Raw genomic sequence first — 25,972 nt, 5'->3', positions numbered from 1 at the left:
TCACATAAAATATTTTTTTCGATATCTAAAATAATTCACGAAAATCATAGGTTTTTCTTTGTAACCCTTATCTGAATCGATTCGATTGCGGACGACGATTCAAATACATCTTCACGTTGATGTGTTAACGATAATAAAGGAGGTAGCAAGTGACCATTGCTATTGTAATAGGCACACATGGTTGGGCTGCAGAGCAGTTACTTAAGACGGCAGAGATGCTGTTAGGCGAGCAGGAAAACGTCGGCTGGATCGATTTCGTTCCAGGCGAAAATGCTGAAACGCTGATCGAAAAGTACAACGCTCAGTTGGCAAAACTCGATACCAGTAAAGGCGTGCTGTTTCTCGTTGACACATGGGGAGGCAGCCCGTTTAACGCTGCGAGCCGCATTGTCGTCGATAAAGAGCATTACGAAGTAATCGCCGGTGTGAACATTCCCATGCTGGTTGAGACCTTCATGGCGCGTGATGACAACCCAAGCTTTGATGAATTAGTGGCACTGGCCGTTGAAACCGGTAGCGAAGGCGTGAAAGCGCTGAAAGCAAAACCGGTGGAAAAAGCCGCTCCTGCCCCTGTCGCGGCACCTAAAGCAGCAACCCCCGCGAAACCAATGGGTCCGAACGATTATATGCAGATCGGCCTGGCGCGTATTGATGACCGCTTAATCCATGGTCAGGTGGCAACTCGCTGGACCAAAGAAACCAACGTAACACGCATTATCGTCGTCAGTGATGAAGTTGCCGCCGATACCGTGCGTAAAACGCTGCTGACTCAGGTAGCACCTCCGGGTGTGACGGCGCATGTGGTTGATGTCGCGAAAATGATCCGCGTCTACAACAACCCGAAATATGCAGGTGAGCGTGTGATGCTGTTGTTCACCAACCCAACCGACGTAGAACGTATCGTTGAAGGTGGTGTGAAAATTACCTCAGTGAACATTGGCGGTATGGCTTTCCGTCAGGGTAAAACGCAGGTAAACAACGCAATTTCTGTCGATGACAAAGACATCGAAGCCTTCAAGAAACTCAACGAACGCGGTATTGAGCTTGAGGCCCGTAAGGTTTCTACCGATCAGAAACTGAAAATGATGGATTTGATTGCCAAGGTGAAATAATTCTCTGGCATTTACTTAGTTTTCACACTTAAGTCTGTATAGCAATAGGAGAAGTACAATGGAGATTACCACTCTTCAGATTGTGCTGGTGTTCATCGTCGCATGTATCGCGGGTATGGAGTCGGTACTCGATGAATTTCAGTTCCACCGTCCGTTGGTGGCCTGTACGCTGATTGGTGCCGTTCTCGGGGATATGAAAACCGGTATCATCATCGGTGGTACCCTGGAAATGATCGCCCTGGGCTGGATGAACATCGGTGCTGCGGTTGCACCAGATGCCGCACTGGCCTCAATTATCTCTACCGTTCTGGTTATCGCGGGTCACCAAAGCATTGGTGCCGGTATCGCGCTGGCTATCCCACTGGCAGCAGCAGGCCAGGTACTGACCATTATCGTTCGTACAATCACCGTAGCATTCCAGCACGCAGCGGATAAGGCAGCCGAAAACGGTAACCTGACTGCGCTCTCCTGGCTGCACGTATCCTCTCTGTTCCTGCAGGCTATGCGTATCGCTATCCCGGCGGTAATCGTTGCGATTTCTGTTGGTACCAGTGAAGTTCAGAGCATGCTTAACGCCATTCCGGAAGTCGTAACCGGTGGTCTGAACATCGCAGGCGGTATGATCGTAGTGGTTGGTTATGCGATGGTCATCAACATGATGCGCGCAGGCTATCTGATGCCATTCTTCTACCTCGGCTTCGTCACCGCGGCATTTACTAACTTCAACCTGGTTGCTCTGGGTGTGATTGGCGCAGTTATGGCCATCCTCTACATTCAGCTGAGCCCGAAATATAACCGCGTTGCCGGTGCACCTGCTGCGGCGGCTGGCAATAACGATCTCGATAACGAACTGGACTAGCAGGTGAGCGAAATGGTTGATATGACTAAAACTACCACCGAGAAAAAACTCACTCCGAGTGACATTCGTGGCGTGTTCATTCGTTCTAACCTGTTTCAGGGTTCATGGAACTTCGAACGTATGCAGGCGCTGGGTTTCTGTTTCTCCATGGTACCGGCTATCCGCCGCTTGTACCCGGAAAACAACGATGCACGTAAGCAAGCGATTAAGCGTCACCTGGAATTCTTTAACACCCATCCGTACGTAGCGGCTCCAGTACTGGGCGTTACGCTGGCAATGGAAGAACAGCGTGCAAACGGCGCAGAGATTGACGATGGTGCCATCAACGGTATCAAAGTTGGTCTGATGGGTCCGCTGGCAGGCGTCGGTGACCCGATCTTCTGGGGTACCGTACGTCCGGTCTTCGCCGCACTCGGCGCAGGTATCGCGATGAGCGGCAGCCTGCTGGGGCCACTGCTGTTCTTCATCCTGTTTAACCTGGTTCGTCTGGCAACCCGTTATTACGGTGTGGCATATGGCTACCGTAAAGGTGTCGATATCGTTAAAGATATGGGCGGCGGCTTCCTGCAGAAACTGACCGAGGGGGCGTCAATCCTCGGCCTGTTTGTCATGGGGGCATTGGTTAACAAGTGGACGCACGTAAACATCCCGCTGGTAGTTTCCACTATCACCGGTCAGGATGGTCAGACTCGTGTTACCACCGTGCAGACTATCCTTGACCAGCTGATGCCGGGTCTGGTTCCTCTGCTGCTGACATTCGCCTGTATGTGGCTGCTGCGTAAGAAAGTGAACCCGCTGTGGATCATCGTTGGCTTCTTCGTCATCGGTATCGCGGGCTACGCTGTCGGACTGCTCGGCCTGTAAGACTGTTGTGCATCACCGGGGGCTTGCCCCCGGTTTTTCTATTTAGAGGGTTGAGGATTCATGACTATCACGGACCTGGTGCTGGTTCTATTTATCTTTTCGCTGCTGGCGTATGCCATTTACGATCAGTTCATCATGCCCCGCCGTAATGGCCCTACTCTGCTTACTGTCGCCCTGCTTCCCCGCAGCAGAGTCGACAGCGTTATCTTCCTTGGCTTGGTAGCTATTCTTATCTACAACAACATCACCAGCCACGGCGCGCAATTTACCACATGGTTATTATGTGCACTGGTATTGATGGGGTTGTATCTGTTCTGGATCCGTACGCCAAAAATCATCTTCAAGCAGAAAGGTTTTTTCTTCGCCAACGTCTGGATTGAATATAACCGCATTAAAGAGATGAATTTATCTGAAGACGGTGTATTAGTGATGCAATTAGAACATCGAAGATTGTTGATCCGCGTACGAAATATAGACGATCTTGAGAAGATATATAAACTTTTAATTTCAAATCAATAGGTTACAAATATAGCCTGAACTATGTTTTTTATATATCAGTATAAAAACAAACATAGCCAAGGCTATATTTAACTGTCCACAATGTTATTTATTTTAACGTTTTATTTATAAATAAATCTAAATGAAAATCGTTTTCAATTAGAAGTCAAATATTATTTCTGCGTTTCTTGTTTTATATTCTCAAAATATGTTAAGGTTGCGCCCGTCGTTGGGGAGTAGCCGATTTCCAGACTCCGGAAATGTACGTGTCAACATACTCGTTGAAAAACGTGGCGCGTACGGACTGAATTTACAGGTTCAGTCAGGCGAGACCATAGGCACATCAACTGCAATGCATATCTGAATGGCGCTGTATTTACAGTGATTCCGGCCTGTATGCATGGTTACTGGGGGCAGTGATGTGTTTTATGGATACCCCGGTCAGGACGCTGTTATGAATCTCACCGCTACCGTTCTTCTCGCTTTTGGCATGTCGATGGATGCTTTCGCTGCATCAATTGGCAAAGGCGCCACCCTGCATAAACCCAAATTTTCTGAAGCATTGCGCACAGGTCTGATATTCGGCGCAGTTGAAACGCTTACGCCGCTGATTGGCTGGGGCATGGGTATGTTGGCCAGCAAATTCGTGCTGGAGTGGAACCACTGGATCGCCTTCATTCTGCTGATCTTTTTAGGCGGGCGAATGATAATCGAAGGTTTTCGCGATAACGGTGATGAGGATGAAGAACCGCAGCGCCGTCATGGTTTCTGGCTGCTGGTTACCACCGCCATTGCCACCAGTCTCGACGCAATGGCCGTCGGGGTGGGTCTGGCTTTCCTGCAGGTCAATATTATTGCCACTGCGCTGGCCATCGGCTGCGCCACATTGATTATGTCCACGCTCGGCATGATGATTGGTCGTTTCATTGGCCCGATGCTGGGCAAACGAGCAGAAATTTTGGGTGGGGTGGTGCTGATTGGTATCGGTGCCCAGATCCTCTGGGCACACTTCCACGGTTAATTCAGACGCTGCCAGACATGAATACTAAAGTCGGTCTGGCAGTCAAACGTCTTTTTCTCCGCTAACGTTTCCCACACCTCCGGCTTTGCCCGCCAGGCGAACGGCGTCATTTGCAGTAACGCAACGGCCTCGCTGCCCTGAAGCTGCATCTGATACCCCAGCGCAATACTCTGTTGCAGAACAAAACCGTCCAGTTGCTCTGTGTGCGGCGCATGCAAACGCACCTCATCATAAATAAGCCCTTTCAGTTCCATTAAATGACGCGGTCCCGGCGTGGCGGTGATAACCCATCCCCCCGGTTTAACCACGCGTGCCAGCTCTTGCGCTTTACAGGGCGCGTAGATCCTGATGATGGCATCCATTGACTCATCTGCGAACGGCAGACGATGACTGGAGGCAACGCAAAAGGTCACCTGCGGATAGCGTCTGGCTGCAGCTTTAATTGCCACTTTGGAGACGTCAAGACCAAAGGTTGTACAACCCGTCAGGGCGTCGGCAAACGCATGGGTGTAATACCCTTCCCCACAGCCAATATCCAGGATCGCTGCATCTTCTGAAGTCGACTTCTCTTTCAGCACATTCACAATCGCATCACGCAACGGTTGATAGTGCCCGGCATCAAGAAATGCCCGTCGCGCCTGCATCATCTCAGCGCTGTCACCCGGATCGCGCGATCGTTTATGCTGAACCGGCAGTAAGTTGACATACCCTTCTTTCGCCACGTCAAACTGGTGCCGCCCGGGGCAGACAAAACTGTTATTCGCTTGAGTAAGAGGCTGGTGGCAAAGAGGACAGGAAAACGACATGACAACTCCGGCAGGTGACTTAAGGGCGCAAGTGTAACGCGAATTGCGCCCTGGGAAAATAACTTACAACGACGGCGAGGATACGTTGCTGCCGTGCATCACCAGCAGATGATCGGAGTCAGCAGGCATACCATCCGGTTTAACGTTCTCCAGACGCAGGACATCACCCATTATCTGGCTGAAGACAGGCGCAGAGACAGCCCCACCATAATAAGCACCGTTTTGCGGATTATTGATGACGACCACCAGTGCAAATTTCGGGTCGCTCGCTGGCGCAACGCCTGCCGTGTAGGCCACGTATTTATCGACATACTTACCGTCATCACCAATTTTCTTTGCCGTTCCTGTTTTAACCGCCACGCGATAATCCCTGACCGCGGCTTTAGTTCCCCCACCACCGGGTAACGCAACGCTTTCCATCATATGTTCAACCTGGTGAACCAGCGCCTCCGGCATCACTCTGGTACCGATTACCGGCGGGTCAATACGGGTAATCGAAAGGGGCCGATAGATACCAAAACTACCAATGGTTGCATATACGTGCGCCAACTGCAGCGGCGTTACCATTAACCCATAACCAAATGCAAAGGTCGCGCGATCCAAATCGCTCCAGTAGCGGCGCTGAGGCATCAAACCGCTGCTTTCACCGGTTAATCCCAGTCCGGTTGGATCGCCAAAACCAAAGCTTTTATAGGTATCCAGCAATTTTTGGACAGGCATAGCCAATGAAAGGTGCGACACGCCGGTATCGCTCGATTTCTGTAAAATCCCGGTCAGCGACAGTTCCGGGTAAAATCCGACGTCGCGAATACGATGCCCATCAAGGTAAAAAGGATGGGTATCAATCACGCTGTCGGGTTGTACTATCCCCTGCTGGAGTGCAGTCATAATCACCAGCGGTTTAACGGTTGAACCGGGTTCAAACGTATCGCTAATTGCACGGTTACGAAAATCATCCAGTACCGCGCCATCACGATTATTGGGGTTGAAGTCAGGAAAGCACGCCATGGACAGTATTTCACCGGTAGCAATGTTGACCAGCACTGCGGCTCCTGATTCTGCTTTATTCCACGTAACGGCATTGTCCAACGCATCTTCGGTGACCGTCTGCAGACGCTCGTCGATGCTGAGCTGTAATTCGTGTGCAGGTACAGGCGTAACTTCGGTGATATTTTCGATGACATGGCCAAATTTGTCTTTACGTACCAGACGGGAGCCAGGTTTACCCATCAGCTGGTTATTAAAGCTCTTTTCCAGCCCTTCAATGCCTTGTCCATCAATGTTGGTAAAACCAATGAGATTCGCCGCTACGTGGCCTGCGGGATAGAACCGGCGGGATTCCTCGCGCAGGTTGATGCCCGGGAGATTAAGATCATCGACCCACTCAGCCTGCTGAGGGGAAATTTGTCGTGCCAGATAAATAAAACGTCCGCCAGGATTACTGTTAACGCGTTCCGCCAGCGTACTCAGTGACAAATGCAGAGTCCTTGCCAGAGCCTGCCAGCGTTCGTTGTAACCCACGCCTCCCTTGCTGATGATGGTCTTAGGATCGGCCCATACGGCGTTAACCGGAACACTTACCGCCAGCGGTCGCCCTTCTCTGTCGGTAATCATCCCGCGCGGCGAGGCAATAGTTACCTCACGTAACGAACGCATGTCTTCCTGTTTCACCAGACTCGTCGGCGTGACAATTTGCAGCCACGCAACCCGACCCAGCAGCAACCCCAGACTCAATAATATTGCCACACAAAGCAGGGCAAAACGTACGGGAGTAAAATTGCGCGCGTCGCCGTCGTTTTTCTTTTTCACCTGGTCTCCAGCAAGATAGTTTTTCAGGTGTCTGATTTAACGAGAAATGTCGTAAGAAAGCGGGGAAAACTATGCTACGAACATCACGCCTTTGCAACAAAGCGCTAATGGAAGGGCATTTAGAAATATTTAGACGTATTTTGAATTAAAAAGCCCCGCATAGGCGAGGCTTTATATCTGAGATGGTTGCGCATATGCGCTTCAAATCAGTGGTGTCGATCAGATAGCTGTTACGTTAACAGCAGCCGGACCTTTCTGGCCGTCCTGAATTTCGAACTCAACGTTCTGGCCTTCAGCCAGAGTTTTGAAGCCGTTACCCTGGATAGCGGAGAAGTGTACGAACACGTCTTTGCTGCCATCAGCCGGAGTAATGAAACCAAAACCTTTAGACTCGTTGAACCACTTAACTTGACCTTTAATCTTTGCCATTTGCAAAATTCCTTAGAGTATTTTCTTCGCCCGCAGGCATAACATAGATAAAACTGAGACATTACTGCTTGAGGCACTAATATAAGGTTCGGCAGAGAAGCGGTATTCAACGTCAACGTGTTTACTCAGGACTTCTTTACTGAAAATGCCACACATAAACAGAACTGTACCTCGTTTAACCCAAAACGTGTTATCACATACAACGTTAATAATGGCAAGCCATTTTTAAACGTGTCTCGATCGGTCGCACAAATCCCGTCGTTCATCAAACAGCAACTGCACAGTTATGCGCCACACCGAGTAGTGTTATATTCCCGCCGCTCGCCCCATCCCCCGCCTGGCTTGCACCATAGCCGGGACATTTCTACCATAGCTCAATAGCTTCGGTTGTTCCAGATTAGCTGTTACAGGGTGTGCCGGATATCATTTTTTATGCTTAGTAATGCATAAAATGTCACAAGCGTAAAAATGAGATCCGCCTTCTGCTTTTGCACCAAAATAATGAAAGAATGATGACAATGCACAAAAAAAGTAAGAGAAACGTTTCGCTGTTAATAAAATGATCGCTATCACAAAAATGACATAATCATATTTTTATCGTATGGGAAATTATATTTATATCAGACTGGGGATAAGATATTAATTGGTTGGAGCATCTGAAAATACTGAGTTTACACGCGTATCAGAGTGCTAATTACACGACATATACAGAAGAAAATAATCTGGCACGTTGGTGACAGGATGAAACATCTGAGAACAAAAGCAACAGATCCTCACCCTGTCATACCGTTTTTACCGCTCAGCTACCAGGCGGATGATGTCATCATCTTCATCCTTCGCTGTGACCGCAGCAGGCTCTGCTGCTTTTTCAGGTTCGTTAGCTTCGCAAAGGCGACGGAGCAATGCGTTCTGTCTTTTTTGCTGATCTAACAATGCTTCAAGCAGCTCAATCTGCTCATTACTACGCGAACTTGCCCGATTGACGAAAAACCACAGTACAAGCCCGACAACCAGAATCACCACCGATACAGCCAAAGACGCCAAACTCAACGCGCCAGAATTCAAAACTTCGTTCATTTCACCACCTCAATGTAGACAGCGTAGTTTACCACTGCCGCACAAGAAGGTAATCAACTGTGGCAAAAATGCGCTTACCAGGGAATAAATTTATTGATGGCACAAATACCGCTGAAAAATTGTACATCCTGATCGCACATGATGTTGAACACTTGCGCCCACATCAGTATGCATACCAGCACGACAACTATCAGCACTACCCAGCGAATTTTTTTCACTCCAGCTCCACTCTTCGAATCTACATCTTATGCCTATAAATTATCATGCGTTACCTAAACCCAGCGTTAACTGTATCGGCATTCAATCTTTTTAGGAATGATTCACTTGTTTCATCCCATGTACAGGCTAATCTAATAATAACGAGAAAAGATAAGAGGTTGTAATGCGTCTGATAATCCGCGCTATTGTGTTGTTAGCTCTGGTTTGGATCGGTTTATTACTGAGCGGCTACGGAATTTTGATTGGAAGTAAGGAGAATGCAGCGGGTCTGGGCTTGCAATGCCAATATCTGACCGCCCGCGGAACCAGCACCGCACAATACGTCCACACAAACAGCGGTATCATTGGCCTGTCGGATTGTCCCTTGTTAAGAAAAAGTACGGTCATTATTGATAACGGTTAATATAGCAACAATACATACGCTACGTTATTTGCATCAACTAACGTTATGACTGTTCATAAAAAACCCCAGATACAAAAATACCTGGGGTTTTTAAGTTGACGCTATTACGCCAGATTAGAACGGATAGTCGTTATAACCCATTTGTTCTGAAATTTTACGCGCAGCCGTATGCAGCATCGCCACATACTCGTGCAAACGTTCCTCTGAGAAACGCAGCGTCGGGAATGAAATACTCAAGCCTGCAATCACCACACCGAAACGGTCAAACACCGGCACACCGATGCAGCGCAGACCTTCTTCCTGTTCTTCGTTGTCTTCACCGTAGCCCTGCTCACGGACTTTATCCAGCAGTACCAGCAATTCATCAGTATTGGTAATAGTACGGTCGGTACTGCGCTTGTACTCAATACCATCCAGAATTTGCTTCACTTCATCGCGGTCACGCCATGCCAGCAGAACTTTACCGATAGCCGTGCTGTACAGTGGATTACGGCGACCTACGCGAGAATACATGCGCAGATTGTACATGGAGTCGATTTTATGAATGTAGACGATGCTGTCTTCATCCAGTGCGCCAAGGTGTACTGTCTCTTTGGTCAGGCGCGAAAGTTCGCGCATTTGAATATCAGCGCTACGGATAAGATCGACGTTTTGTAACGCGCGAGCACCCAGCTCGAATAGTTTCAGGGTCAGTGAGTATTTCTCAGACTCCCCTTCTTGTGCCACATAGCCCAGCGTTTTCATGGTCTGCAAAAAGCGATAAACGGTGCTTTTCGACATCATGACGCGTTGCGACAACTCGGTAATACCAATTTCGCGCTCTTCACCCAGCGCCTGCAGGATGCCAAAAACCTTCAGCACGGAAGATACAGAATCGGGTTGTTTATCCAGATCTGCGATTGCCATTTATCACCCCTTTCGAGTGTTTTATAAAAATCAGAACCGGTTTTTATTATAATTTCACGTATCAGCCCTCGCAATCGCTCTTTGCTTACTTAGTTACAAATCTGCGACCTAACGCCTGAATATCAATGCTAAAATTATTATTCTCATCATAAATTCCGACAATATTGACTTCCTATGGAAAAAACTCAGACCGATGGTCTGCCATTGCCTCAGCGATACGGCGCAATTTTAACCATTGTTATTGGCATCTCTATGGCAGTACTCGACGGCGCAATAGCGAACGTTGCCCTCCCCACTATCGCCACCGATCTTCAGGCCTCACCCGCCAGCTCAATCTGGATTGTGAACGCCTACCAAATTGCGATCGTTGTTTCGCTGTTATCGCTCTCTTTTTTAGGTGATATGTTTGGCTACCGACGCATTTATAAGTGTGGTCTGGTCGTGTTTCTGTTGGCGTCGCTATTTTGTGCCTTGTCAGACTCGCTGCATATGCTGACGTTAGCGCGCGTGGCTCAGGGGTTTGGCGGCGCGGCGCTGATGAGCGTTAATACGGCATTGATCCGACTCATTTATCCTCAGCGCCAGCTTGGCCGCGGAATGGGTATTAACTCCTTTATCGTGGCTGTATCCTCGGCAGCGGGTCCGACTATTGCGGCGGCTATTCTTTCTATTGCCTCGTGGAAATGGCTATTCCTGATTAACGTTCCACTGGGGATCATCGCCCTGCTACTGGCTATGCGTTTTTTGCCACCCAATTCATCACGTAGCAATAAACCGCGCTTCGATCTGCCCAGCGCAGTGATGAACGCCTTAACATTCGGTTTGTTAATCACGGCACTCAGCGGATTTGCGCAGGGACAGTCGCTAAAACTGATTGGTGCTGAACTTGTGGGGCTTCTCGTGGTAGGGTTTTTCTTTATCCGCCGCCAACTCGCATTGCCAGTACCGTTACTACCGGTTGATCTGCTGCGCATTCCGCTGTTTTCACTCTCTATTTGTACTTCAATCTGTTCATTCAGCGCACAGATGCTGGCGATGGTTTCTCTCCCCTTTTTCATGCAAACGGTTCTCGGGCGCAGCGAGGTTGAAACGGGCCTGCTGCTGACGCCGTGGCCACTGGCAACCATGGTGATGGCCCCACTGGCAGGATATTTGATTGAACGTGTTCATGCGGGTCTGCTGGGTGCGCTGGGCATGGCAGTAATGGCGTGTGGGCTGTTTTCGCTGGTGTTGCTGCCCGCATCACCTTCTGATTTTAATATCATCTGGCCAATGATTTTGTGCGGTGCGGGTTTTGGCTTGTTCCAGTCACCGAATAATCACACCATCATCACCTCCGCGCCGCGTGATCGTAGCGGAGGCGCGAGCGGTATGCTTGGAACGGCGCGTTTACTGGGCCAGAGTACCGGGGCCGCACTGGTTGCGCTGATGCTAAATCAGTTTGGCGACAGCGGAACACACGTTTCGCTGATAACAGCGGGTATTCTGGCTTCGCTAGCCGCAATCGTGAGTGGCTTACGAATCACACAACCGCGAGTTCAGGCATAAAAAAAGCGCGTCTGTCGACGCGCTTTTTATTTTAAGTCTGCTGCCAATTATTTCAGGTATTCACCGCTGCGCAGCGCTTCAATACGTTTGTCCAACGGCGGGTGAGTCATAAACAGCTCACTCAACGATTTGGATTTACCGTTGATGCAGAACGCCATCATGCTGGTCGCTTCCTGCGGCTCATAGCTGGTTTTCAGGCGCTGTAGCGCGGCGATCATTTTTTCACGACCCACCAGTTTCGCTGAGCCTGCATCCGCATGGAATTCACGATGACGTGAGAACCACATCGTAATAATGCTCGCCAGAATACCAAATACCAACTCCAGTACCGTTGCTACCGCAAAGTAGATTAACGGGTTACCGTTGCTACCCTCTCCCTCATCGCGGTTGCCTCCCATAAACCCAGCGGCAATCTGCGCCAGAATACGTGAGATAAAGATAACGAAAGTGTTCACCACACCCTGAATTAACGTCATGGTAACCATATCGCCATTAGCAATGTGGCTGATCTCATGCGCGATAACCGCTTCGGCTTCATCCGGACTCATGTTTTGCAACAGGCCAGTACTTACAGCCACCAGCGAGGCATCCCGGCGCGCACCGGTAGCAAACGCGTTAATATCTGGCGCATGGTAGATTGCAACCTGCGGCATAGCGATCCCGGCCTGGCGGGCCTGATTCGCGACTGTATTCATCAGCCAGCGTTCTCTTTCATTGCGAGGCTGTTCGATCACTTCCCCGCCAACGGACTTTAACGCCATCCATTTGGACATCAGCAGCGAAATGAAGGAACCACCAAAACCAAACAGCAGTGCCATGATCAACAAGCCTTGAACGCTGCTTGACTGAATCCCTGTCAGGCTCAATACCAGCCCGAAAACGACCATCACAGCCAGGTTCGTCAGCAGGAAGAGCGCGATTCGCATCATAATTTTCTTTTAACCTCAATTTAACAAAACGCACTATGCGATTACCCATATCGTATGGGTCTTATGACTATTTTCAAGCATCCATAGGTGCTAAGTCACCAGAAAGACACAACTTTACATTTTATCGTATCAGACTGACGTCTTCATGCACTTGTTAAAAAAACAGGCACAATTTCTTGTGCCTGTTCGAGGTTATTGACTGGTTGCGGGCTGTTCCGCTGGCTTTTCTTTTTCAAGATGCGCCAGGTCGAGCGCGATTTTTACCGTTTCGTCCAGGTATGGATCCGGTTCCTGGTAATCCTTCGGTAGATCGTCCAGTTTCTTCAGCAGCGGTTTGCCTTCACGCTTGAACCGATCGTTAATACGCGCCAGACGCATTGCGTCATCTTCGTTATTCTCTTTTTCACGCTGAGCGTAATTCAGAGAAGCGATGTTGCGCTTATCCTTCATCGCATTGAAACGCGCAATGTCCTTCATGATGTACTGGAACTCAGGATCGTTCGCAATACGTACATTGTGCTCTTTCAGCAATTCAGGTCCGAACGGCGTCAGATTATCTGACTTGGTGTAGGTCGCCGCATCAATGCTGTCCCACGGCAGCGCGTTATCTTCAAACTTCTCGCCGGTTTCAGTTTCTTCATTACCTGTCGGCATGATGATATCTGGCGTAACACCCTTACGCTGCGTGCTGCCACCGTTTACGCGGTAGAATTTCTGGATCGTGTACTGAACAGAACCCAGCGCTGGCCATTCCGGACGCAGCATCTGATCGTAAATACGGTTCAGAGAGCGATACTGCTGGACGGTGCCTTTGCCGAAGGTTGGTTCACCAACGATCAGCGCTCGACCATAATCCTGCATTGCCGCAGCAAAAATCTCTGATGCTGAGGCGCTGAAGCGATCGACCAATACCACCAGCGGGCCTTTGTAGTACACAACGCCGTCGGTATCGCTGTCTTCACGCACTTTACCGTTATTGTCACGAACCTGAACCACCGGGCCGGATGGAATGAACAGACCGGAAAGCGAAACCGCTTCAGTCAGTGCTCCACCGCCGTTGGTACGCAGATCGATGATGATGCTGCTGACGTTCTGTTTTTCCAGTTTCTGCAGCTGGACTTTGACATCATCCGTCAGGCCAACATAGAAGCCAGGAATATCCAGTACGCCGACTTTTTCTTTGCCAACGGTTTTCACGGACATTTTAACGGCACGGTCTTCGAGACGGATACGTTCACGCGTTAGCGTCACGGTGCGCGTCTTGGTACCTTTACCGGCAGGCAGAATTTCAAGGCGCACCTTGCTGCCTTTAGGTCCTTTGATCAGTGCTACGACATCATCCAGACGCCAGCCAATCACATCGACCATGCCCTTGCCCGTCTGCCCGACGCCGACAATACGATCGCCAACGCTGATCGCTTTGCTCTTGGCTGCCGGACCACCTGCCACCATGGAGTTAATGACGGTGTAGTCATCATCCATCTGCAGAACCGCGCCAATACCTTCCAAAGACAAGCTCATTTCAGTATTGAACTGCTCGGTATTGCGCGGAGAGAGATAGTTAGTATGCGGGTCGATTTCACGGGCGAACGCTGTCATCGCCAGTGAGAACACATCTTCGCTGTTGGTCTGCGCCAGACGGCGAATCGCAAATTTGTAGCGGCGCGTCAGCGTTTCGCGGATTTCCGCATCGGTTTTACCGGTCAGCTTCAGGCTGAGTTCGTCAAATTTAACCTTGCCGTCCCACAGCGCATTAAGCTCTGCTTCGCTCTTCGGCCACGGCGCTTTGCTTCGGTCGAGGTTAAAGGTGTCGTTACCGGTGAAATCCATTGGACGTGCCAGTACGCTTAATGCGTACTGATAACGTTCAAATCGGCGTTTTTGCGCCAGATTATAGAGATCGTAAAAGACATCCAGCTTGCCGGTACGCAGTTCATCGCCGAGGACCGTTTTCTTTTTTGCATACTGTTCGATATCGCTCGCCAGCAGCACGTTGTGGCTGTAGTCGAGCAAATTCAAATAGCGGTCAAAAATTTTTGCCGAAAACGCCTGATCCAGATCGAACTGGCGATAGTGTGATCGCGTAAAACGCGACGTCACACGTTCGCTTACCGTCGCATGCTGGGTTTCTTCCTTTAACACGGGGATTTGATCGGCACGCGTGATGTCTTCCACAGCAAGTGCCTGGCCTGCTAATGCAAGCAGACCAGCTAACGCAGTAAGCCTAAAAAAAGTGTTCATGCCAGGCCTGGCCTCCGTTTCAGAACACCAGGTGTTCTGCGCGTACAATCAAAGACATACCCGAATTCAGCTGTACACGGACGCCATCTTTGGTGATTTCTAATACGGTGGCATCCATCGCATTATTTCCTGCTTTCACCTTCAGAGACTGCCCTACCGTCAGTACTGAAATATCAGATACCGGGGTATGCTGTTCTTCACGAGGAGCACGCGGTGCTTTTGCTGCTGGTTTTTCAGCGCGAGGTTTACGCTCAGCACCTTCTTTACGACGCGGTGCAGGACGCGGCTTACGCTCGCGACGTGGGGCGTCTTCTTTTTCACCGGCGGCAGCAGCCGCTTCGCGTTTTTTCGCCTGTTGCTCTGCGCGTTGCGCCTGAACACGGGCTTTAGCTTCTTCCAGCTGTTTGCGAGCATGTTCAACATGTTGTTCATCCAGCTCACCACAAGGGTTGCCGTCGAGATCAACACGCGTTGCGCCCAATTTAACGCCATACAGATAGCGCCAGCTTGAAGTATAGAGACGTAAGGCAGAACGGAGCTGAGTCTTGCTGAGGTTCATTTCACCCTCAACACGCTCTACCAGATCCTGAAAAATGCCAATTTTCAGTGGGCGCGCTTCGCCTTCCGCACTAAAACACTGCGGGAAGCGTTCGGCCAGAAACGCGATGACTTCTTTACTGCTATTCAACTTAGGTTGATTTTCCATGAAATTTCCTGATTACAACGGACGTAGCCAACAAGCGCAGGCATGAACAGGCGACATTATAATGACGTCATCAGTAATTGCTACGTTATCCGTTGATTATCCTGCGACGCGCGCAAAGAATTTTTTGTAATCCGTCGTTGCAAGCACGGTTTCAAGCTGTGCCACAAGCGTACGCAGACCTTGTTCATCTTCTTCAGTAAAGCGGCCAAATGCCGTGCTATCAATATCCAGCACGCCGATTATCTGATTATCGACAGCGATCGGCAGGACGATTTCAGCGTTGCTGGCGGCATCACAGGCGATGTGCCCATCAAAAGCATGTACGTCCTCAATACGCTGAACCTGGTTCTGCGCCACTGCGGTACCGCACACACCGCGCCCTACCGGGATCCGCACGCAGGCAATTTTGCCCTGGAAGGGACCAAGCACCAGCGTATCGTCCTCAAGCAGGTAAAAACCGGCCCAATTCACTTCTGCAAGACGCTCGTACAACAATGCGCTGGTATTTGCCAGCGTTGCCAGAAAACTGGTTTCACCTGCCATCAATGCCTGAAAATCACGGTTCAGATCCGTGTATAGCTCTATTTTGTTCATTATATAATCACTTAGTTGTCTTACTTAAAACTGCAGCCTACTAAAATAAACATTAAATGCGTTAATGCTCAAGATCATTCCCGTCATGAGTTAAGATAACATTACTTCAACAATTTGATTCGCGATACATGGCCTTAACGACACCACGCATCACGCCAACTAAAAAAATAGCCATCAGGTCCATCGGTGAGGCACTACCTCGTGCACATTATCATCGCTGCCCTGAATGTGACCTGATATTTAGCTTGCCTAAAATGCGTTCGCACCAAAGTGCCTTTTGCCCACGCTGCCAGGCAAAAATTCGTGACGGACGCGACTGGTCGTTAACGCGACTGGCGGCAATGGCTTTCACCATGTTGCTGCTGATGCCCTTTGCCTGGGGAGAGCCACTCCTGCACATCTATTTATTAGGTGTGCGCATTGATGCCAATGTGATGCAAGGCATCTGGCAAATGACCCGACAAGGTGATCCCCTCACCGCCTCCTTCGTGCTTTTTTGCGTCGCTGGTGCGCCACTAATTCTCGTGACCTCAATCGCTTATCTGTGGTTTGGTAATATTCTCGGGATGAACCTGCGCCCGGTGCTGTTGATGCTGGAAAGGCTCAAAGAGTGGGTGATGCTCGATATTTACCTGGTGGGTATCGGCGTCGCCTCAATCAAGGTTCAGGACTATGCTTTTTTGCAGCCTGGCGTGGGGCTGTTTGCTTTTATTGCGCTGGTGATCCTGAGTATTTTGACGCTGTCGCATCTTAACGTTGAGCAGCTTTGGGACCGTTTCTACCCGCAAAGACCGGCTCGTCGGCCCGATGAAAAGCTCCGCGTCTGCCTCGGCTGCCATTTTACAGGTTATCCGGATGCTCGCGGTCGCTGCCCTCGCTGCCATATCCCGTTGCGCTGGCGCAGAAATCAAAGTATCCAAAAGTGTTGGGCGGCACTGCTGGCCTCGATTGTCCTGCTTTTGCCCGCTAACCTGCTGCCCATCTCGATAATTTATGTCAACGGCGGCCGGCAGGAAGACACAATCCTGTCAGGCATAATGTCTTTGGCAAACAGTAATGTCGGCGTAGCGGCGATCGTGTTTATCGCCAGTATATTAGTGCCATTCACCAAAGTGATTGTGATGTTTACGTTGCTATTCAGCATCCACTTTAATTGTGAACAAGGGTTGCGCACCCGTATAAAACTACTGCGTATGGTGACCTGGATTGGCCGCTGGTCGATGCTCGATCTCTTTGTTATCGCGTTAACCATGTCGCTGATAAATCGCGATCAGATACTTGCTTTTACTATGGGACCGGCTGCGTTTTATTTCGGCGCAGCGGTAATATTGACTATTCTTGCTGTGGAATGGCTGGACAGCCGCTTACTTTGGGATGCACATGAGTCAGGAAACGCCCGCTTCGCAGACTGAAGCGCAGATTAAAACAAAACGCCGTATCTCCCCGTTCTGGCTGCTGCCGTTCATCGCGCTGATGATCGCAGGATGGCTTATCTGGGGAAGCTATGAAGATCGCGGCAATACCGTGACCATCGACTTTATGTCTGCTGACGGCATTGTGCCAGGCCGTACTCCCGTTCGTTATCAGGGCGTTGAAGTGGGCACGGTGCAGGATATCAACCTCAGCAAAGATCTACGCAAAATTGAAGTCCGTGTCAGCATCAAATCGAGCATGAAAGATGCTCTGCGCAAAGATACCCAGTTCTGGCTGGTCACGCCGAAGGCGTCGCTGGCTGGGGTTTCTGGTCTGGATGCGCTGGTTGGCGGCAACTATATCGGCATGATGCCCGGTACTGGCGAGGCCGAGGATCATTTCGTCGCCCTCGACACCCAGCCCAAGTATCGTCTGGATAATGGCGATTTAATGCTGCATCTGCGCGCCCCTGATCTCGGATCGCTTAATAGCGGTTCGCTGGTTTATTTCCGTAAGATTCCGGTGGGCAGGGTCTATGACTACACCATCAACCCGAACCATCAGGGCGTAACCATCGATGTATTGATTGAACGTCGCTTCACCAATCTGGTGAAAAAAGGCAGCCGCTTCTGGAACGTCTCCGGTGTAAATGCGGATGTCAGCCTTAGCGGTGCGAAGGTAAAACTGGAGAGTCTGGCGGCGCTGGTCAACGGTGCCATTGCTTTTGATTCACCCGAAGACTCAAAACCTGCTGCGGCAGACGACACGTTTGGTCTATATCAGGATCTCGCGCACAGCCAGCGCGGAGTAATCGTCAAGCTTGATTTACCCAACGGAGATGGACTCAAAGCAGGCTCAACATCGCTGATGTATCAAGGATTAGAAGTCGGTCAGCTCACAAAACTGGATTTAAACCCAGGCGGTAAAGTCACCGGCGAAATGACGGTCGATCCCAGCGTCGTAACGCTGCTGCGTGACAACACACGCATTGAGTTACACAGCCCTAAATTATCGTTAAGCGATGTGAATCTCAGTTCGCTGCTAACAGGTAAAACTTTCGAGCTGGTACCTGGCGAAGGCGAGCCGCGTAACCAGTTTGTCGTTATTCCCGCTGAGAAGTCGTTGTTACACGACCCAGGCGTCATGACGTTTACGCTGACCGCGCCGGAGAGTTACGGTATTGATGCTGGCCAGCCGCTAATTCTTCACGGCGTACAGGTCGGTCAGGTGATTGAGCGTACGCTTTCCAGCAAAGGCGTCTCATTTACCGTTGCTGTTGAACCACAGCATCGTGACCTGGTGCAAGGTGACAGTAAGTTCGTGGTGAACAGCCGCGTGGATGTCAAAGTTGGACTTGATGGCGTGGAGTTCCTTGGCGCCAGCGCCAGTGAGTGGCTCAGCGGCGGCATTCGTATTTTGCCCGGTACTAAGGGGGAAATGAAAAAAAGCTACCCGCTTTACGCTAACCTGGAGAAAGCGATTGAAAACAGTCTGAGCGATCTGCCAACCACTACGGTCAGCCTGAGCGCCGAAACGCTACCTGATGTGCAGGCCGGTTCGGTGGTGCTTTACCGCAAATTCGAGGTCGGTGAAGTGATTAGCGTTCGTCCTCGCGCCGATGCGTTTGATATCGATCTGCATATCAAACCGGAATATCGCAACCTGTTGACCAGCAACAGCGTGTTCTGGGCCGAAGGCGGAGCAAAAGTTCAGCTTAACGGCAGCGGATTAACCGTACAGGCATCTCCCCTTTCACGCGCGCTGAAAGGGGCGATTAGCTTCGATAATTTAAGCGGTGCCAGCGCCAGCCAACGTAAAGGCGACAAGCGTATTCTGTATGCTTCGGAAACCGCCGCGCGTGCGGTCGGCGGCCAGATAACGCTGCATGCGTTCGATGCCGGTAAACTCGCTGCAGGCATGCCGATTCGCTACCTGGGAATCGATATCGGACAGATCCAGACGCTTGAGCTGATCACCGCCCGTAACGAAGTTCAGGCAAAAGCGGTTCTGTACCCGGAATACGTGCAGACCTTCGCGCGAAGCGGTACCCGTTTCTCCGTGATCACCCCGCAAATTTCGGCAGCGGGCGTGGAGCATCTGGATACAATCCTGCAGCCGTATATCAACGTTGAACCAGGACGCGGTAATCCGCGCCGTGATTTTGAACTGCAGGAAGCCACCATTACCGACTCTCGTTACCTCGATGGTCTGAGTATTGTGGTTGAAGCACCAGAAGCAGGTTCGCTGAATATCGGAACCCCGGTTTTGTTCAGAGGTATCGAAGTTGGGACTGTCACCGGGCTGACGCTGGGCTCGCTTTCCGATCGTGTGATGGTTGCCATGCGCATTAGCCAACGCTATCAGCATCTGGTACGCAACAACTCCGTGTTCTGGCTGGCATCCGGCTACAATCTCGACTTCGGCCTGACCGGCGGTGTCGTGAAGACCGGTACCTTCAATCAGTTCATCCGCGGCGGCATCGCCTTCGCGACTCCACCGGGTACACCGCTGGCTCCGAAAGCACAGGCAGGTAAACACTTCCTGTTGCTGGAAAGCGAACCGAAAGAGTGGCGTGAATGGGGAACCGCCCTGCCACGTTAATGTATCCACTGCTCCGGCGCGAGTACGTACGCCGGAGCAGTTATGCTACACTGCGCACCTGTTTTTTTGCCGGTGGTACCAAGTGGCTTATTTTCCCGACGCCTTTCTGACTCAAATGCGTGAAGCAATGCCTTCCACGCTCTCATTCGATGAATTTCTCGCTGCCTGTCAGCGCCCGTTGCGCCGCAGCATTCGCGTCAATACGCTGAAAATCTCCGTTGCCGATTTCCTCGCGCTGACAGCACCTTACAACTGGTCTCTCACTCCGGTTCCCTGGTGTGCTGAAGGCTTTTGGATCGAGCGTGATGATGAAGAGTCAGTGCCGCTCGGCAGCACCGCAGAACATTTAAGCGGCCTGTTTTATATTCAGGAAGCCAGTTCAATGCTGCCAGTCGCAGCACTGTTCGCCGAAGGCAATACCCCGGAACGCGTAATGGATGTTGCGGCAGCCCCCGGCTCCAAAACCACGCAAATTGCCGCAAAAATGAATAATCGAGGCGCCATTCTGGCGAATGAGTTTTCTGCCAGTCGCGTCAAAGTCCTGCATGCCAATATCAGCCGTTGCGGGATAGCCAACGTCGCCCTGACCCATTTTGACGGACGCGTATTTGGCGCTGCGTTGCCGGAGTCATTTGATGCCATATTGCTCGACGCACCGTGTTCCGGTGAAGGTGTGGTGCGTAAAGACCCCGATGCGCTAAAAAACTGGTCTGTAGAAAGTAATCTGGAAATTGCCGCGACCCAGCGCGAATTACTCGACAGCGCCTTCCACGCCCTGCGTCCCGGTGGCACATTGGTTTACTCGACCTGTACGCTTAATCGTGACGAAAATGAAAATATCATGCAGTGGTTGATTGAGACCTACCCTGATGCCGTCGAGTTTTTACCTCTGGGCGATTTATTTCCGCAGGCCGAACGCGCCCTGACGCCGGAAGGATTCCTGCATGTATTCCCGCAGATTTACGATTGCGAAGGTTTCTTCGTTGCGCGTTTGCGCAAAATAGCTGCAATCCCTGCACTACCTGCGCCGAAGTACAAAGTCGGTAACTTCCCGTTTAGCCCGCTTAAAGGGCGCGAGTCTGCGCTTGTCACGCAAGCCGCGAGCGCTTGTGGACTGCAGTGGGAAGATAATTTGCGCCTGTGGCAGCGCGATAAAGAGATCTGGCTGTTCCCAACTGAAATTGAACCTCTGATTGGCAAGGTTCGCTTTTCTCGACTTGGGATCAAACTGGCCGAAACCCACAATAAAGGGTATCGCTGGCAGCATGAGGCCGTTATCGCCCTCGCCGACCCGAACCACAGCCATGCATTCGAACTGACCCTTGCCGAAGCGGAAGAGTGGTATCGCGGTAGAGATGTTTACCCGCAAACCGCACCGACGACTGATGACGTACTGGTTACGTTCCAGCATCAGCCGATCGGTCTGGCAAAACGCATTGGATCGCGACTGAAGAATAGCTACCCGCGCGATCTTGTCCGGGATGGCAAACTCTTTACGGGATAACGCACGTTTTTACTGGCGCTTTTGCTAACGTTGACTACGCTGAAAAATGGACGGCCTAACTGGTCGTACCACAACCAGCAAATTAACGGAGAGCACGATGATGAAAACCAGTGTGCGCATTGGCGCTTTTGAAATCGACGACGCCGAGTTACATGGCGAATCGCCGGGGGACCGAACGTTAACCATTCCGTGTAAATCCGATCCGGATTTATGTATGCAACTGGATGCCTGGGATGCCGAAACCAGCGTCCCGGCCCTGTTGAACGGAGAACATTCAGTACTATTTCGCGAACACTACGATCGTAAGTCAGATGCCTGGATCATGCGCCTTGCCTGATTCAAAAAGAACCCGTCGCCAGACGGGTTATTTCTTGGTTAATTTCCCTCATCTATCAACATCTTCTACACTACAGGTATGGCTTTACCATTTGAGGATGGAATGTTCACGCTGGTTCTTTTTGTGTGCTATCTGGATGGCGGTTGTGAAGATATCGTGGTTGATGTCTACAAAACTGAGCAGCAGTGCCTGATATCGATGGACGATCAACGTATTCGTAACGGCGGATGTTTACCTGCGGACGACTACATCGACAGTTTCTGGCATCCGGCCCAGGAATACAGCGATTTTTGATTATTGCAGTTGTACCAGCGTTAACTCGCCGCCGAATACAGCACCGGTATCAATATAGTGTAGATTCTCGCGATCCAGCCGATGGCGCAACGGCGTGTGGCCAAACCAGAAGTGATCCGCGCCGTGAATCGCACAACCACTGTTCATCAGTCTCGAGCGGTCCCACAGCACGCGCTGTAAATCGATCTCTTTTAGCCACTGATAATCATCATCCGGGTAATCGGCATGAGCAATAACGTGTATACCGTTCTGACAATGCAGCTCCAGAATCCAGGGTAACTGCCAACACGCTTCAAGAGCAAATTTCGCTGCCGGTTGCTCCGCCTGCTCGAACCACGAGCCACCGTTCATAAACCACATGAATTGATCCCCCGTCGCCAGCGCGTCCAGCGCCATCTGTTCATGGTTCCCCCTGACCGCGACTATCCAGCGTTTACGCAGTAGTTTCAGACAACGCAAACTGTCTGGTCCACGGTCGATAACATCCCCCACTGAAACCAGCAAATCCTGCCAGGGATCAAAACGGTACTGGCGAAGTTTAGCCATCAGCATCGAGAAGCATCCGTGGATATCCCCAACCACCCAGACGTGGCGCCACTGCGTACCGTCGATTCGTTGATAGATATTGCCAGGTCGTCCCATGTCGCCTCCAGAATACAAGGGTACCTGGTTATAATTTTAGCAATGATGGCAAAAAAGCCTGGACGATCGTGGGCAGGAGTATGGTATGGTTTATGGAGAATGCAGCATGCGATACGCCGTGTTTTGCCCTGGATGGCATCGCATTCGCCACATAAAAAGAGACCGAATACGATTCCTGTATTCGGTCCAGGGAAATGGCTCTTGGGAGAGAGCCGTGCGCTAAAAGTTGGCATTAATGCAGGCTAAGTTACCCTGCCATTTAAGAATAGATGACAGCGCCAGGTTTTCCAGTCCGCGACTAAAGTGGCCGGAAAAAAAGGACGTCTGTTACGCATCCAAACGCGAAAACCGCAAGTTCTCCTGCGAGATCCTTGCGGTTTTTTATTGGAAATCAGAGCGCTACATCTGGCAATTAGCAGAGCTTTTCTGCACGCTCTACAAACGGTGCCAGGCTCATTTTTTCGCCCGGTTTCGCAGGATCATCGATCTGGATAATCTCGATCGGCTTTGCCGTGACTTTTCCGCTCTCCACCTGCTGTCTGGCGACATCATTCAACGGGTATTGCACCAGCGTACTGGGATTGATGACATACAGCGCGTTACCTGGACGGCAGGTCAGCATCACCTCTTCCCGATTAAACGCCCACTTATCTTTGCCAACCTCAAAACGGCTGACGGTAATGACCTGCGGCGCAGCCAGCGCGGCTCCGGAGCTTGCCAGGAGTAATAAAGAGATAATGATTTTTTTCATGCGTTTCGCCAGTCCATCAATCAGAAAGGTTCAAGGGTTGCAAACAAGCTGACAATCGCCAGCACAACGGCTCCTATGCCCCATTCCAGCTTGGTCATCCAAATAAAATAGAGAGTCATGCCGCGGTTATCCTGCCGCATGCGTGGTACCAGAACATACCGATTCACCAGCGCAATCGCCACCATTAACATGACCAGGGCACCTTTTAACAAAAGCAGTCGCCCGTAAGCCATGTGCCAGGGAACAGAAAAACCGACAATAAACAGCGCATTCATAATACCGGTTAGTAAAACACCGATAACGAAAAGATGCCCATAGCGTGAGAAGCGCATCATGGTACTGATGGCCTGTTCCCGCCAGCGACCTTGCGCCATTCGCATACAGTAAAGTACGGGCAGCAAACCGCCGAACCAGGCGGCAGCGCATACCAAATGTAAGGCGTGGTTAACCTGCTGGATTGCGCCAGGGATACCGCTGTGCAGCGTCGCATGTCCGACGCCAGCCAGCAAAATAAACTGCGCAATTGTCAGCATTAACAGCAGTCGCGGCATGCTACGCGGCACCATGATGGTCACCACCAGCGTGACCAACGCGAGGATAATCTGCCATAACCAGACGCCCCCAAATTGCGTTTGCAACACGGCGAGCCAAACATCAGTAGAGACAACATCCCGCCAGCCTGAGCCCATTAACCCACCCTGAATCGCCAGCATCAGCGTCGCGCTGATAAAGCTCCACGTCGCAGCATGCCGTTGCAGACGTAAAAAACGACGCATCATTAAACGACGAACCGAAACGGGGGCCAGCCATGCGCCGTAAAGCGCACAGCCAAACACCAGCATCAAAGCGGTAAAATGGATAAACCGTAGCGCAACCCAGGTAAATGCCAGCATTGGTTATTTCACGCTAAAGGTATATTGCCCCTTCGTCTTGTGACCATCCACGGAGACAACGTGCCAGTCGACCGTATATTTTCCTGCTTCAAGCGTTTGATCAAGCGGAACAATCAGCTGCGTTTTGTCCTGCTCACTGCGCGATGCCTTGCCCGTTTTGATCTGTTCTTTGTTAGGACCGGTCAGCGTTGCACCGCTGAATCCCGGCTCTACGCCTTCAGAAAAATTCAGCGTCAACGCCTGAGGAGATGCCGCCACTTCAGCGTTAGCCGCCGGACTTTGTTTTGTGAGGTGGGCATGCGCCAATGCCGCAGGTGTTGCCAGAACGCTGGCGAGTACGATGAGCGCGTTGCGAAGCATAGATGCAGATGAAGCCATTTCAACTATTCCTTTTTGTTATGTCTAACCTGTAGAGAATAACCTTCTACAATGGTCGAGTCGAGAATCATCATTTCTGTCTTGCCATTAACGCACACTCTTAGTAACTTTGCGCGCCGAAAGACAGAGAAAAGGAGAAGCCCATGAACATCAATCTGGCCAAACTTGAGCAAGCGGAAATGGACAAGGTCAATGTCGATCTGGCTGCGGCTGGAGTGGCATTTAAGGAGCGATACAATATGCCCGTTGTTGCAGAAGTTGTTGAACGCGAACAGCCAGAGCATTTACGCGACTGGTTCCGCGAAAGACTCATTGCGCACCGCCTGGCATCCGTTTCGCTTTCACGTTTACCATACGAGCCTAAAGTTAAATAAAACTTATATTACGTTACGATTCCTTACATGACGCCTGCTACAGTATAAGCATATTCTTAATCCACACATTAAGGATGGTTGTAGACACTATGAAAAGGAAATCATTATGTCATACTGGAAAATCGCAGCAGCACAATACGAACCTCTTCACACCTCAGTTACCGAACATGTCGCGCATCACCTGCAATTCATTCATGCGGCAGCTCAATGCCAATGTGAATTGCTGGTCTTCCCTTCCCTCTCATTGCTGGGTTGTGTTGATGAGAATGACGCGCTTCCTGCCCCACCCGATGAAGCGCTGTTAGAACCTCTCGCACATGCCGCCGCGACTTATCGCATGACGATAATTGCGGGACTACCGGTAGAACATAACAACCGGTTCGTGAAAGGCATTGCGCTTTTCTCTCCCTGGATGACTTCGCCATTAACCTTCCATCAGAGCCACGGGGCTTGTATTGCCAGACAGCGAAATGCCATCAGCGTTGTAGATAGCCAACCGGAAGGCATTGATATCGACCCGGCTTATTCGCTATTCACCAGCTGCCAGTCAGTCAGTGAACCGGAATTGCTCTCCTCTACATCTCGCCTACAAAGTTTCTCACATAAATTTGCCATCGCGGTATTAATGGCCAATGCGCGGGGTAGCAGTGCGTTATGGGATGAACGAGGTCGATTGATTGTTCGCGCAGACAGCGGTTCGTTGCTGTTAACCGGCCAACGCACGCCACGGGGTTGGCAAGGTGATATCATTCCATTACGCTAGT

General features: G+C 50.7%; 29 protein-coding genes. 14 read left to right on the top strand and 15 right to left on the bottom strand.

The window, feature by feature from the left end; all coding sequences use genetic code 11:
- Nucleotides 1-149: 149 nt before the first annotated feature.
- The 5 genes from manX to mntP all read left to right on the top strand — a co-directional run bounded on the left by manX (nucleotide 150) and on the right by mntP (nucleotide 4,354).
- Nucleotides 150-1,112 carry a PTS mannose transporter subunit IIAB gene (gene manX, locus BZK40_RS12710; RefSeq protein ID WP_003833768.1) on the top strand — a complete coding sequence of 321 codons (963 nt, stop codon included), beginning with the start codon at nucleotides 150-152 and terminating at the stop codon, nucleotides 1,110-1,112.
- A gap of 58 nt (nucleotides 1,113-1,170) precedes the next feature.
- On the top strand, nucleotides 1,171-1,971 hold the full coding sequence (locus BZK40_RS12705; protein ID WP_003021004.1) for a PTS mannose/fructose/sorbose transporter subunit IIC: 801 nt from the start codon (nucleotides 1,171-1,173) through the stop codon (nucleotides 1,969-1,971).
- 12 nt (nucleotides 1,972-1,983) lie between these two features.
- Complete coding sequence (locus BZK40_RS12700; RefSeq protein WP_003833769.1) at nucleotides 1,984-2,835, top strand: PTS mannose transporter subunit IID; 852 nt, start codon at nucleotides 1,984-1,986, stop codon at nucleotides 2,833-2,835.
- Between the two features lie 60 nt (nucleotides 2,836-2,895).
- Nucleotides 2,896-3,354, top strand: coding sequence for a DUF986 family protein (locus tag BZK40_RS12695; protein ID WP_048216190.1), 459 nt, complete (start codon nucleotides 2,896-2,898; stop codon nucleotides 3,352-3,354).
- A 433-nt stretch (nucleotides 3,355-3,787) separates the two neighbouring features.
- The gene (gene mntP, locus BZK40_RS12685; RefSeq protein WP_020996621.1) at nucleotides 3,788-4,354 is read left to right on the top strand and encodes a manganese efflux pump MntP; all 567 of its coding nucleotides are present in this window, start codon (nucleotides 3,788-3,790) and stop codon (nucleotides 4,352-4,354) included.
- Here mntP and rlmA read toward each other — a convergent pair.
- From rlmA to mgrB, 6 genes are all read right to left on the bottom strand, one after another.
- Nucleotides 4,351-5,160: a 23S rRNA (guanine(745)-N(1))-methyltransferase gene (gene rlmA, locus BZK40_RS12680; protein ID WP_008785031.1), complete on the bottom strand. Its 810-nt coding sequence runs from the start codon at nucleotides 5,158-5,160 to the stop codon at nucleotides 4,351-4,353. The genes mntP and rlmA overlap by 4 nt on opposite strands.
- A 63-nt stretch (nucleotides 5,161-5,223) precedes the next feature.
- Complete coding sequence (ftsI, locus tag BZK40_RS12675) at nucleotides 5,224-6,969, bottom strand: peptidoglycan glycosyltransferase FtsI (protein WP_079934740.1); 1,746 nt, start codon at nucleotides 6,967-6,969, stop codon at nucleotides 5,224-5,226.
- A gap of 219 nt (nucleotides 6,970-7,188) precedes the next feature.
- The gene (cspE, locus tag BZK40_RS12670; protein ID WP_001062678.1) at nucleotides 7,189-7,398 is read right to left on the bottom strand and encodes a transcription antiterminator/RNA stability regulator CspE; all 210 of its coding nucleotides are present in this window, start codon (nucleotides 7,396-7,398) and stop codon (nucleotides 7,189-7,191) included.
- A 12-nt stretch (nucleotides 7,399-7,410) separates the two neighbouring features.
- Nucleotides 7,411-7,554 carry a DUF2627 domain-containing protein gene (locus BZK40_RS12665; RefSeq protein ID WP_003034983.1) on the bottom strand — a complete coding sequence of 48 codons (144 nt, stop codon included), beginning with the start codon at nucleotides 7,552-7,554 and terminating at the stop codon, nucleotides 7,411-7,413.
- 636 nt (nucleotides 7,555-8,190) lie between these two features.
- Nucleotides 8,191-8,475, bottom strand: a complete 285-nt coding sequence (locus BZK40_RS12660; protein WP_079934739.1) for a YebO family protein — start codon at nucleotides 8,473-8,475, stop codon at nucleotides 8,191-8,193.
- Between the two features lie 74 nt (nucleotides 8,476-8,549).
- Nucleotides 8,550-8,693, bottom strand: a complete 144-nt coding sequence (gene mgrB / locus BZK40_RS12655) for a PhoP/PhoQ regulatory lipoprotein MgrB (protein WP_003034977.1) — start codon at nucleotides 8,691-8,693, stop codon at nucleotides 8,550-8,552.
- Between the two features lie 164 nt (nucleotides 8,694-8,857).
- Here mgrB and BZK40_RS12650 point away from each other — a divergent pair, with 164 nt between their 5' ends.
- Complete coding sequence (locus BZK40_RS12650) at nucleotides 8,858-9,097, top strand: YobH family protein (protein WP_003034975.1); 240 nt, start codon at nucleotides 8,858-8,860, stop codon at nucleotides 9,095-9,097.
- A gap of 114 nt (nucleotides 9,098-9,211) precedes the next feature.
- Here BZK40_RS12650 and kdgR read toward each other — a convergent pair whose 3' ends face one another.
- Complete coding sequence (kdgR, locus tag BZK40_RS12645; RefSeq protein ID WP_003833778.1) at nucleotides 9,212-10,003, bottom strand: DNA-binding transcriptional regulator KdgR; 792 nt, start codon at nucleotides 10,001-10,003, stop codon at nucleotides 9,212-9,214.
- 174 nt (nucleotides 10,004-10,177) lie between these two features.
- Between kdgR and BZK40_RS12640 the strand changes: the two genes are divergently transcribed.
- Nucleotides 10,178-11,551 carry an MFS transporter gene (locus BZK40_RS12640; protein ID WP_048216186.1) on the top strand — a complete coding sequence of 458 codons (1,374 nt, stop codon included), beginning with the start codon at nucleotides 10,178-10,180 and terminating at the stop codon, nucleotides 11,549-11,551.
- A 47-nt stretch (nucleotides 11,552-11,598) separates the two neighbouring features.
- Here the strand turns inward: BZK40_RS12640 and htpX are convergent, their stop codons facing one another.
- The 4 genes from htpX to BZK40_RS12620 form a co-directional block, all read right to left on the bottom strand.
- The gene (gene htpX / locus BZK40_RS12635) at nucleotides 11,599-12,480 is read right to left on the bottom strand and encodes a protease HtpX (RefSeq protein ID WP_003034964.1); all 882 of its coding nucleotides are present in this window, start codon (nucleotides 12,478-12,480) and stop codon (nucleotides 11,599-11,601) included.
- Between the two features lie 192 nt (nucleotides 12,481-12,672).
- Nucleotides 12,673-14,721, bottom strand: coding sequence for a carboxy terminal-processing peptidase (gene prc, locus BZK40_RS12630; RefSeq protein ID WP_079934738.1), 2,049 nt, complete (start codon nucleotides 14,719-14,721; stop codon nucleotides 12,673-12,675).
- 19 nt (nucleotides 14,722-14,740) lie between these two features.
- Nucleotides 14,741-15,427 carry an RNA chaperone ProQ gene (gene proQ / locus BZK40_RS12625; RefSeq protein WP_003833781.1) on the bottom strand — a complete coding sequence of 229 codons (687 nt, stop codon included), beginning with the start codon at nucleotides 15,425-15,427 and terminating at the stop codon, nucleotides 14,741-14,743.
- A gap of 96 nt (nucleotides 15,428-15,523) precedes the next feature.
- Complete coding sequence (locus tag BZK40_RS12620) at nucleotides 15,524-16,021, bottom strand: GAF domain-containing protein (protein ID WP_003833782.1); 498 nt, start codon at nucleotides 16,019-16,021, stop codon at nucleotides 15,524-15,526.
- 128 nt (nucleotides 16,022-16,149) lie between these two features.
- Between BZK40_RS12620 and yebS the strand changes: the two genes are divergently transcribed.
- The 5 genes from yebS (at nucleotide 16,150) to BZK40_RS12595 (ending at nucleotide 22,170) form a co-directional block, all read left to right on the top strand.
- Nucleotides 16,150-17,433, top strand: a complete 1,284-nt coding sequence (gene yebS, locus BZK40_RS12615; RefSeq protein ID WP_048216185.1) for a membrane integrity lipid transport subunit YebS — start codon at nucleotides 16,150-16,152, stop codon at nucleotides 17,431-17,433.
- On the top strand, nucleotides 17,402-20,035 hold the full coding sequence (locus BZK40_RS12610) for a PqiB family protein (RefSeq protein WP_048216184.1): 2,634 nt from the start codon (nucleotides 17,402-17,404) through the stop codon (nucleotides 20,033-20,035). The genes yebS and BZK40_RS12610 overlap by 32 nt, the downstream gene beginning before the upstream one ends.
- Nucleotides 20,036-20,117: 82 nt before the next feature.
- Entirely contained in the window at nucleotides 20,118-21,539 is a 1,422-nt protein-coding gene (gene rsmF / locus BZK40_RS12605) for a 16S rRNA (cytosine(1407)-C(5))-methyltransferase RsmF (RefSeq protein WP_075551255.1), read from the top strand.
- Between the two features lie 100 nt (nucleotides 21,540-21,639).
- Nucleotides 21,640-21,876: a YebV family protein gene (locus BZK40_RS12600; RefSeq protein WP_165612495.1), complete on the top strand. Its 237-nt coding sequence runs from the start codon at nucleotides 21,640-21,642 to the stop codon at nucleotides 21,874-21,876.
- A gap of 102 nt (nucleotides 21,877-21,978) precedes the next feature.
- Nucleotides 21,979-22,170 (top strand): YdfD/YebW family protein, encoded by a 192-nt coding sequence (locus BZK40_RS12595; RefSeq protein WP_003034941.1) that lies wholly within the window; start codon nucleotides 21,979-21,981, stop codon nucleotides 22,168-22,170.
- Here BZK40_RS12595 and pphA read toward each other — a convergent pair whose 3' ends face one another.
- The 4 genes from pphA to yobA form a co-directional block, all read right to left on the bottom strand.
- Nucleotides 22,171-22,812: a protein-serine/threonine phosphatase gene (pphA, locus tag BZK40_RS12590; protein ID WP_048235214.1), complete on the bottom strand. Its 642-nt coding sequence runs from the start codon at nucleotides 22,810-22,812 to the stop codon at nucleotides 22,171-22,173.
- Nucleotides 22,813-23,224: 412 nt separating this feature from the next.
- Entirely contained in the window at nucleotides 23,225-23,563 is a 339-nt protein-coding gene (locus BZK40_RS12585) for a YebY family protein (RefSeq protein ID WP_032943770.1), read from the bottom strand.
- A gap of 20 nt (nucleotides 23,564-23,583) precedes the next feature.
- Nucleotides 23,584-24,456 carry a copper homeostasis membrane protein CopD gene (gene copD / locus BZK40_RS12580; protein WP_008785042.1) on the bottom strand — a complete coding sequence of 291 codons (873 nt, stop codon included), beginning with the start codon at nucleotides 24,454-24,456 and terminating at the stop codon, nucleotides 23,584-23,586.
- A gap of 3 nt (nucleotides 24,457-24,459) precedes the next feature.
- Nucleotides 24,460-24,834: a CopC domain-containing protein YobA gene (yobA, locus tag BZK40_RS12575; RefSeq protein WP_003833799.1), complete on the bottom strand. Its 375-nt coding sequence runs from the start codon at nucleotides 24,832-24,834 to the stop codon at nucleotides 24,460-24,462.
- A 143-nt stretch (nucleotides 24,835-24,977) separates the two neighbouring features.
- On the opposite strand from yobA, the gene BZK40_RS12570 reads away from it, so the two are divergent.
- Nucleotides 24,978-25,208 (top strand): DNA polymerase III subunit theta, encoded by a 231-nt coding sequence (locus BZK40_RS12570; protein WP_003034925.1) that lies wholly within the window; start codon nucleotides 24,978-24,980, stop codon nucleotides 25,206-25,208.
- Nucleotides 25,209-25,314: 106 nt separating this feature from the next.
- The gene (locus BZK40_RS12565; RefSeq protein ID WP_008785043.1) at nucleotides 25,315-25,971 is read left to right on the top strand and encodes a carbon-nitrogen hydrolase family protein; all 657 of its coding nucleotides are present in this window, start codon (nucleotides 25,315-25,317) and stop codon (nucleotides 25,969-25,971) included.
- Nucleotide 25,972 lies beyond the last annotated feature (1 nt).

It is taken from the genome of Citrobacter portucalensis (genome assembly GCF_002042885.1).
Classification (GTDB): domain Bacteria; phylum Pseudomonadota; class Gammaproteobacteria; order Enterobacterales; family Enterobacteriaceae; genus Citrobacter; species Citrobacter portucalensis.
The sequence above is the reverse complement of the archived record's forward strand: the minus strand, read 5'-3'. Positions and strand labels throughout refer to the sequence as shown.